Here is a 7,414-nt window from a genome sequence, read left to right as displayed (position 1 = left end):
GCAGGGGGGACCCTGTGGGAGAGTAGGACGCCGCCGAACAATCATTGTAGAAAAGCCCTGTACCGGGTATCCGGTACGGGGCTTTTCTGCGTTTACGGGCATTCGGGCCTGTGATTGGATCCGGGCATGGATCAATATGTGATGCGTGCGGTGCGGGCGGACGAGTGGGAGAAGGTCAAGGAGCTGCGGATCACCGCGCTCAAGGATCCGGCGGCGCCGGTGGCCTTCCTGGAGACCTTGGACCAGGCCGAGGCCAGGACGGATGAGTTCTGGCAGGACCGGGCGAACGGGGCTTCGCACGGGCGGCATGCACGGCAGTTCGTGGCCGAGGCACCGGACGGGGAGTGGGTCGGGTCGGTGACGGTGCTCGTCGAGGAGGGCGGGACCACCGATTTCTTCGAGCGCGTCGTCGAGCAGACCCAGGGGCATTTGGTGGGCGTGTTCGTACGTCCCGAGCAGCGGGGTACCGGGCTGACCGAGGGGCTCTTCGCGGCCGCGCTGGACTGGGCCTGGTCGCTGGAGGGGCCGGCGCTGGAGCGCGTACGGCTCTTCGTGCACGAGGACAACGCGCGGGCCGCGGCCTTCTATCGGCGGTTCGGGTTCCGGGCGACCGGGGAGGTCCTGCCGGTGCCGGCGGATCCGGGTGCCACGGAGTTCGAGTACGTGTTGCCCCGTCCGTAGCCGTCCCCTAGTGCTGGAGTGCGGCTGCCTCCGGCCAGCGGGCGCGGGCCTGTTCGCGGCTGCGGCACAGGGCGAGCAGGGGGAGGGACCCCTCCTGGAGAAGCTCGGGGAGCTGGGGGATCGGGGCCACGGCCGCGATGTCCTCCAGGACCAGCGTGAGTGGTGGGTCGAGCCGGCCGTGGGATGACCGTGCGGCCATGCGGCGGCCGTGCTCGACCACGCTCGCGGCGAGTGCGGTGAGCAGTGGCATCGCACCCGGGTGGGTACGGAGATCTTCCAGCGATTCGCCCACCAAGTAGAGGGTGCCCCCTTCGGCCACGAACGATGCCAGTGTCAGTGCATCTGTTCGGTTCGGGTTGCAGGCCTCGCGGATGTGGATCGACGTGAGGCAGGAGAGCGCACGGGCCGTCAGGTGCTGGGCCTGCTCGCGGCGTTCGGGGTGGGCGGTGAGCGCGCTCTCCAGCTCGCCGGCGGCGCCGGGGGCTGCCTGGGGGTGGGTACGGAGGATGCGGACCGGGTCCTGGGCGCTGTTGCCCTGGGCCCAGCGGTGCAGCTGCTTGAACGGGCGGTCGTCGAGGGCCGCGGCTTGCAGCCAGCTGCGCAGGAGCGTTTCCGCCGTGTCGGCGATGGCCGCGTCCATGCGGGCCTGGGGGCGTACGGGGGCCAGGAGGGCGATCGCGCGGGCGGCGGCGGTGTCGCGGTCGGCGCAGGCGTCGGCGGGGTTCCAGTGCATGCGGGCCGGGGTGTCACAGAGGTGGGAGGGGTCGTAGAGGAGGACCGGGCCGAGTTTGGCGCGGGCGTCCTTGGTCTCTGCCCAGAGGGCGGGGGAGGAGGTGACGACGAGGGCCGAACCTTCCGCTGCCGCCAGGGCTTGGAGGGCCAGGGGGTGGCGCCGGGCCGGGGGGCCGTAGGCCATGTGGCCGACGGTGCTGTCGTTGCGGCCTCCGGTGCCGGGGGCACTGCCCCCGGGCCCCCGCGCCTCGAACTCCGTCGGGGCTGGATGTGCCGTCGGGGCCGGGATGGGCAGCGTGGATGCGTGGTGCGGACCGGGCAGGAGGTGCGGCTCGGTCGGGGGCGGGATCGTGGGGGCGGAGTTGCCGGGGGCGCTGCCCCCGGACCCCCACGCCTCAAACGCCGGCGGGGCTGAATCGGCCGCCGCGGCCGGGACGGGCGGCGGGCCCGGCTTCGTGCGGCGGGACTTCGTGCGGGCGATCACGCCCATCACGAAGATCGTCAGGACGAACAGGATCAGCAGTTGGCTGATGAACAGGCCCCAGAACAGGCCCCAGCCCGAGAGGGCCGAGGGGTCCGTGTCCGGCCAGGCTCCCGGGACGTCGTGCGGTTGAGCTATCAGGGCGCGGACCGCGCCGGGGGTGCGGGTGAACGTCACCGTGGACGGCCAGGCGCCCTTCGCGAAGAGCGCGGCCAGGCCCGTGGACGTCCAGACCAGGGCCGCCAGGCCCAGGAGGAACGCCAGGAGGGCGAGGAGGAGGGCGTCCGGGATGCCGCCCTGTTCTTTCCCCGTGCGTTCGTGCATTTACGCCACCGTTGTCGCCGAGCCAGGGCCGCCGTTGCGGTGGCGTTCCATCAGGAGGGCTCTTTCCTCCGCCTCCAGTTCGGCCGCCAGCAGGTCGTCGGGCAGCTGGGGCCCGGACGAGGACTCCGTCATGGCGCGGTCCGTGTAGACCAGGGGGCGTTCCGCCTCCGTGATCAGGTGTTTGACCACCTGGACGTTGCCGTTGACGTCCCAGACCGCGATGCCGGGGGTGAGGGTGGGGATGATCTCCACCGCCCAGCGGGGGAGGCCCAGGACCCGGCCCGTCGCCCGGGCCTCGTCCGCCTTCTGGGCGTAGATCGTGCGGGTCGAGGCCATCTTGAGGATGGCCGCGGCCTCGCGGGCGGCCGCGCCGTCGACGACGTCCGAGAGGTGGTGGACGACGGCGACGAAGGACAGGCCGAGGCGGCGGCCGAACTTCAGGAGGCGCTGGAACAGCTGGGCCACGAAGGGGCTGTTGATGATGTGCCAGGCCTCTTCGACCAGGAAGATGCGCTTCTTGCGGTCCGGGCGGATCCAGGTGTGTTCCAGCCAGACGCCCACGATCGCCATCAGGATCGGCATGGCGATCGAGTTGCGGTCGATGTGGGAGAGGTCGAAGACGATGAGGGGGGCGTCGAGGTCGATGCCCACCGTGGTGGGGCCGTCGAACATGCCGCGGAGGTCGCCGTCGACCAGGCGGTCGAGGACGAGCGCGACGTCGAGGCCCCAGGCGCGGACGTCGTCTATGTCGACGTTCATGGCCTCCGCGGATTCGGCCTCCGGGTGGCGGAGCTGTTCCACGATGTCCGTGAGGACCGGCTGGCGGTCGCGGATCGTGTCGACGACGTACGCGTGCGCGACCTTGAGCGCGAAGCCGGAGCGTTCGTCGAGGCCGTGGCCCATGGCGACTTCGATGATGGTCCGGAGCAGCGCGAGCTGGCCGGTCGTCGTGATCGCCGGGTCGAGGGGGTTGAGGCGGATCCCGTCGTCGTTGGCGGCGATGGGGTCCAGGCGGATGGGGGTTATCCCCAGCTGCTGGGCGATGAGGTTCCACTCGCCGACGCCGTCCTCGCCCTGGGCGTCGAGTACGACGACCTGGCGGTCCCGGAAGCGGAGCTGGCGCAGGACGTACGTCTTCTCCAGGGCGGACTTGCCGTTGCCGGACTCGCCGAGGACCAGCCAGTGCGGGGCCGGGAGCTGCTGGCCGTACAGCTGGAAGGGGTCGTAGATGTAGCCCTTGCCGCTGTAGACCTCGCGGCCGATGATGACGCCGGAGTCGCCGAGTCCGGGGGCGGCGGTGGGCAGGTAGACGGCCTGCGCCTGCCCGGTGGAGGTGCGGACGGGCAGGCGCGTGGTCTCGACCTTGCCGAACAGGAAGCTGGTGAAGGCGTCCGTCAGAGCGGACATGGGATCTCGCATGGGCGGCACTTCCCTCCAGCTAGCGTCGGATGCCGGTGGCGAACGGCAGGGTGTTGACGAAGGCGCGGTGGTGCTCGCGGTCGCACCACTCCAGCTTCAGGTAGGACTTGCCCGCCGAGGCGCGGATGGTGCGCTTGTCGCGGGCCAGGGCCTCCGGGGATCGCGAGGACACCGTGATGTACCCGACCAGGTTGACTCCTGCCGCACCGCTGGCGAGATCTTCACCCCTCTGGTCGAGCCGGCCGTGGGCGGCGATGTCGCGGGGGTCGACGGTGCGGTTCATCTTGGCGGCGCGGCTGGCGTCGGCCTCGTCGTTGGTCTTCTCGGTGAGCATGCGCTCGATGGCCACCTCGGTGGGCTCCAGATCCATGGTGACGGCGACAGTGCGGATCACGTCCGGGGTGTGGACGAGGAGGGGTGCGAGGAAGTTGACGCCGACGGGGGTCATCGGCCACTCCTTCACCCAGGCGGTGGCGTGGCACCAGGGGGCGCGGGTGGAGGACTCGCGGGTCTTGGCCTGGAGGTAGGTGGGTTCCACCGCGTCGAGTTCGGCCGGCCAGGCGTTGCGCTTGGTCATGGCCTGGATGTGGTCGATGGGGTGGTCGGGGTCGTACATGGAGTGCACGAGGGAGGCGAGGCGGCCCTGGCCGAGGGGCTGGCGGACGCGGATGTCGGCCTCGGCGAGGCGGGCGCAGATGTCGGTGAGCTCGCGGGCCATGACGATGGCGAGGCCGGCGTCGCGGTCGAGTTTGCGGCCCTTGTGGGGGGTGCCGGCGCGGGCGATGGTGTGGGCCTCGGCGGCGAGTTCGCGCGTGTAGTGCATGCAGGCGACGAGGTACGCGCGGTGCTGCTCGGAGGAGGTGGAGACCATCGACTGGAGCTGGTCGTACGAGTCGCGGAGCCAGACGGGGGCGTGGGTGTCGCCGCGCTGGGCGACGTCCTTGGCGTGGGCGTCCGGGTCGGCGGGGAGCGTACGGGCGAGCATCTGGAGGCGGGTGACGAAGCCGTCGCCGTTGGCCACGTGCTTGAGGAGGGTGCCGAAGCGGTCGACGAGGGCTTCCTGGTCCTCGCTGTCGCGCAGGCCGACGCCGGGGCCCTCGATCTCGATGGCGGCGGTGACGGTTCTGCGGTCGGCGTGGAGGAGTACGGCGATCTCGTCGGGGCCGAAGGGGGCGGCGAGCCAGTTGATCCGGCCGATGCCGGGGGGCGGGCCGACCTCGACCTCGCGGCCGTCGGCGGCGCGGACGCCGGCCTCCATGGCGGAGGAGCGGTACGTGGTGCCGCGGCGCAGGGTGCGCTTGTAGCTGCGGTTGATCTCGAACCACTTGTAGAAGGTGCGGCCCTTGTACGGGACGTACACGGCGGCGAGCGCGAGCATGGGGAACCCGGCGAGGCTGACGATGCGCAGGGTGAGGCCGGGGACGAGCAGGCCGCTCATCATGCCGAGGAACGCGCCGACGATGATCAGGGCGATCTCGCCGCTCTCGCGGTTCTTGCCGACGATCGCGTTCGGCCGGGCGCGGCCGATGAGGTACGTGCGGCGGGGCGCGATCGGGTGCAGCTGGTGTGACTGGGTCGTCAACGCCCGTCACCTCCTGTGTTCCTCGTACTCGAGCTCGTGCGGGGCGGGGGTGTGGCGGAGGGGATGGATCCGCCGCCGGCCCCGCCGCCGGAGGTGGGGCGGCTGCTGTGGGCGGCCACGCCTCCGGAGAGGGGGTTGGCGGGGCGGGGGGCGCTGGAGCCGCCGCCGTCGCCGCCGCGGTGGGCGCCGCGGCTGCTGTGGGTCTTGATGCCCTGGGATACGAGGGAGGCCGGGGAGCTGATGACGGCGGCGGCCTGGGCGCCGTCGGTGGCCTTGCTGCGGTTGGAGCGGGCGGAGGCGATCTCGTCGCCGAAGCCGGGGACGAAGCGGTAGATCATCGCGGAGGCGAAGATGGCCAGGAGGATGATCGCGAGGCCGGAGACGACGGCGGAGAAGGCGTTCGGGCCCTTCTCTCCGGCGAGGGCTCCGGCGAGGCCGAGGACGATGACGATGACCGGCTTCACGAGGATGACGGCGATCATGATGCCGGCCCAGCGGCGGACGTGGCCCCAGAGGTTGCGGTCGACGAGCCCGGCGTAGACGACGACGCCGAGGAGGGCGCCGACGTAGAGGAGGGCGGCCCGGATGAAGAGTTCGAGGAAGAGGACGCCGGCGGCGAGGACGGTGACGAGGGAGACGACGATCAGCATGATCGGGCCGCCGCCGATGGAGTCGCCCTTCTTGAGGGCTTCGATGAAGGAGCCGAAGAAGACGTCGGTCTGGCCGCCGCTCGCCGAGGCGATGACTTCTGTGACGCCGTCGGTGGCGGAGACGACGGTGTAGAGGATCAGGGGGGTGAAGGCGGAGGCGAGGACGGTGAGCCAGAGGAAGCCGACGGCTTCGGAGATGGCGGTGGTGAGGGGGACGCCGCGGATGGCGCGCTTGGCGACGGCGAAGAGCCAGAGCACTAGCGTGAGGATGGTGGAGGCGGCGAAGACGACGGCGTACTGCTTGAGGAAGGCGCCGTTGGTGAAGTCGACGTTGGCCGTGCCGTTGATCGCTTTGCTGAGCTCGGTGACGATCCAGGCGGCGGCGTCGGCGCAGCCCTTGGCCAGGGAGGCGAGGGGGTTGAGGGCGTCGGCCGGGTCGCTGGGTGCCAGGCCCGTACGGGGGGCGCCTGCGGCGCCGCTGCCTCGTTCGCAGTAGTCCTTGGCCGGGCCCACGATCAGGTCGCACCGGTTGTCGTTGGACTGAGACGGGGACGGGGACGGGGACGGCGATGGGGTGGGTGCGGCGAAGGCCCGGGCCGACAGGAGCACGGCCGCCGTTTGTACGGCGGCCAAGGCCCCGCCGACGCGGAGGGTGCGGCTACCGGGCATACGTGAACCCTCCGAACTCCGTTGCGGCCTTTGCGATCTCCTCGGCCGTGGAGGCCGTGCGGTCCGTGTGGACCGGGGCCGGCCCGTCCTTCTGGGCGAAGTTCTCGACCTTCCAGTCGTTCTCCGCCCACCGGAGAGTCAGCGTCATGGTGAACCAGTCGTTGCTGACCGGGTTGGTCGAACCGACGCCTGCGGTGCCGAAAGCGCCGGTGCACCACACGTCGACGGTTGTGGTGCTGTCGGAGTACTTGGTCGTCTTGGTGCCGACCGGCACGGTCCGCGAGATGTACGTGAGCCCTTGGGCCGCGTTGCCGTTGGCGTCCAGTCCGGCCTGGTCCAGGAAGGCTTTGCCGTAAGCCTGGTCGAGCCGCGTCTCGAGCTCGGACACCTTGTCTGCGGCGAAGACCTGACGGACGATCTGGCGCCTCATCTGCGGCTTCAGGATGTCGGCGGAAACGAGCGCCACCGCGTAGTTGGCGGCCGCCGATTGGGCGCCCTGTTCGTCGTGCGCGAAGCCCTTCGGGATGGTGCCGTTCTTGCCGTCGACCGGGCGGGTGCCCGTGGCTGCCGTGGAGGAGGCTGCCGGTGGGGTTTGCTCGGCCGGGGTCTCGGGGGTGTCTCCGGATTGGTTGGCGAAGGCGATCGCGGCGATCAGGAGGACCACCACGCCGACCACCGTGACCAGGCCGCGCGAGGCGCGTGGGGTGCGGCGGGGCGGGGCGCCGTACGGGTCCGAGGCGGAGTCCGGGAGGCGGGTGCGGGTCTGGCCCGTGCCGCCGATCTCGCCGTATCCGCTGCCGCCGGCGCCGCCGTACTGGTCGTCGTTGCTCATTCCGTGTCCGCCCCCTCCGCCTCGTACGACGGTAGCGCTGGTTG

6 protein-coding genes are annotated in these 7,414 nt (G+C 71.2%); 1 reads left to right on the top strand and 5 read right to left on the bottom strand.

What is annotated here, in order from left to right; all coding sequences use genetic code 11:
• The first annotated feature begins 126 nt into the window (after positions 1–126).
• On the top strand, positions 127–681 hold the full coding sequence (locus IF02_RS0115205; RefSeq protein ID WP_030157144.1) for a GNAT family N-acetyltransferase: 555 nt from the start codon (positions 127–129) through the stop codon (positions 679–681).
• A 7-nt stretch (positions 682–688) separates the two neighbouring features.
• Here IF02_RS0115205 and IF02_RS0115200 read toward each other — a convergent pair whose 3' ends face one another.
• Genes IF02_RS0115200 through IF02_RS0115180 form a run of 5 tightly spaced genes read right to left on the bottom strand, consistent with a single transcriptional unit; the run spans position 689 to position 7,370 of the window.
• Entirely contained in the window at positions 689–2,218 is a 1,530-nt protein-coding gene (locus tag IF02_RS0115200) for a hypothetical protein (protein WP_030157142.1), read from the bottom strand.
• Positions 2,219–3,637, bottom strand: a complete 1,419-nt coding sequence (locus IF02_RS0115195) for an ATP-binding protein (protein ID WP_030157141.1) — start codon at positions 3,635–3,637, stop codon at positions 2,219–2,221.
• Between the two features lie 19 nt (positions 3,638–3,656).
• Positions 3,657–5,219 carry an SCO6880 family protein gene (locus IF02_RS0115190; RefSeq protein ID WP_030157139.1) on the bottom strand — a complete coding sequence of 521 codons (1,563 nt, stop codon included), beginning with the start codon at positions 5,217–5,219 and terminating at the stop codon, positions 3,657–3,659.
• A complete protein-coding gene (locus IF02_RS0115185; RefSeq protein WP_030157138.1) occupies positions 5,216–6,538 on the bottom strand; it encodes a hypothetical protein in 1,323 nt (440 codons plus the stop codon). Before IF02_RS0115185 ends, IF02_RS0115190 begins: the two co-directional genes overlap by 4 nt.
• Positions 6,528–7,370 (bottom strand): hypothetical protein, encoded by an 843-nt coding sequence (locus tag IF02_RS0115180; RefSeq protein ID WP_030157136.1) that lies wholly within the window; start codon positions 7,368–7,370, stop codon positions 6,528–6,530. Before IF02_RS0115180 ends, IF02_RS0115185 begins: the two co-directional genes overlap by 11 nt.
• Positions 7,371–7,414: the final 44 nt, after the last annotated feature.

The organism is Streptomyces sp. NRRL S-244 (assembly GCF_000717915.1).
GTDB lineage: Bacteria > Actinomycetota > Actinomycetes > Streptomycetales > Streptomycetaceae > Streptomyces.
This window is presented reverse-complemented; position numbering and strand designations above follow the sequence as displayed.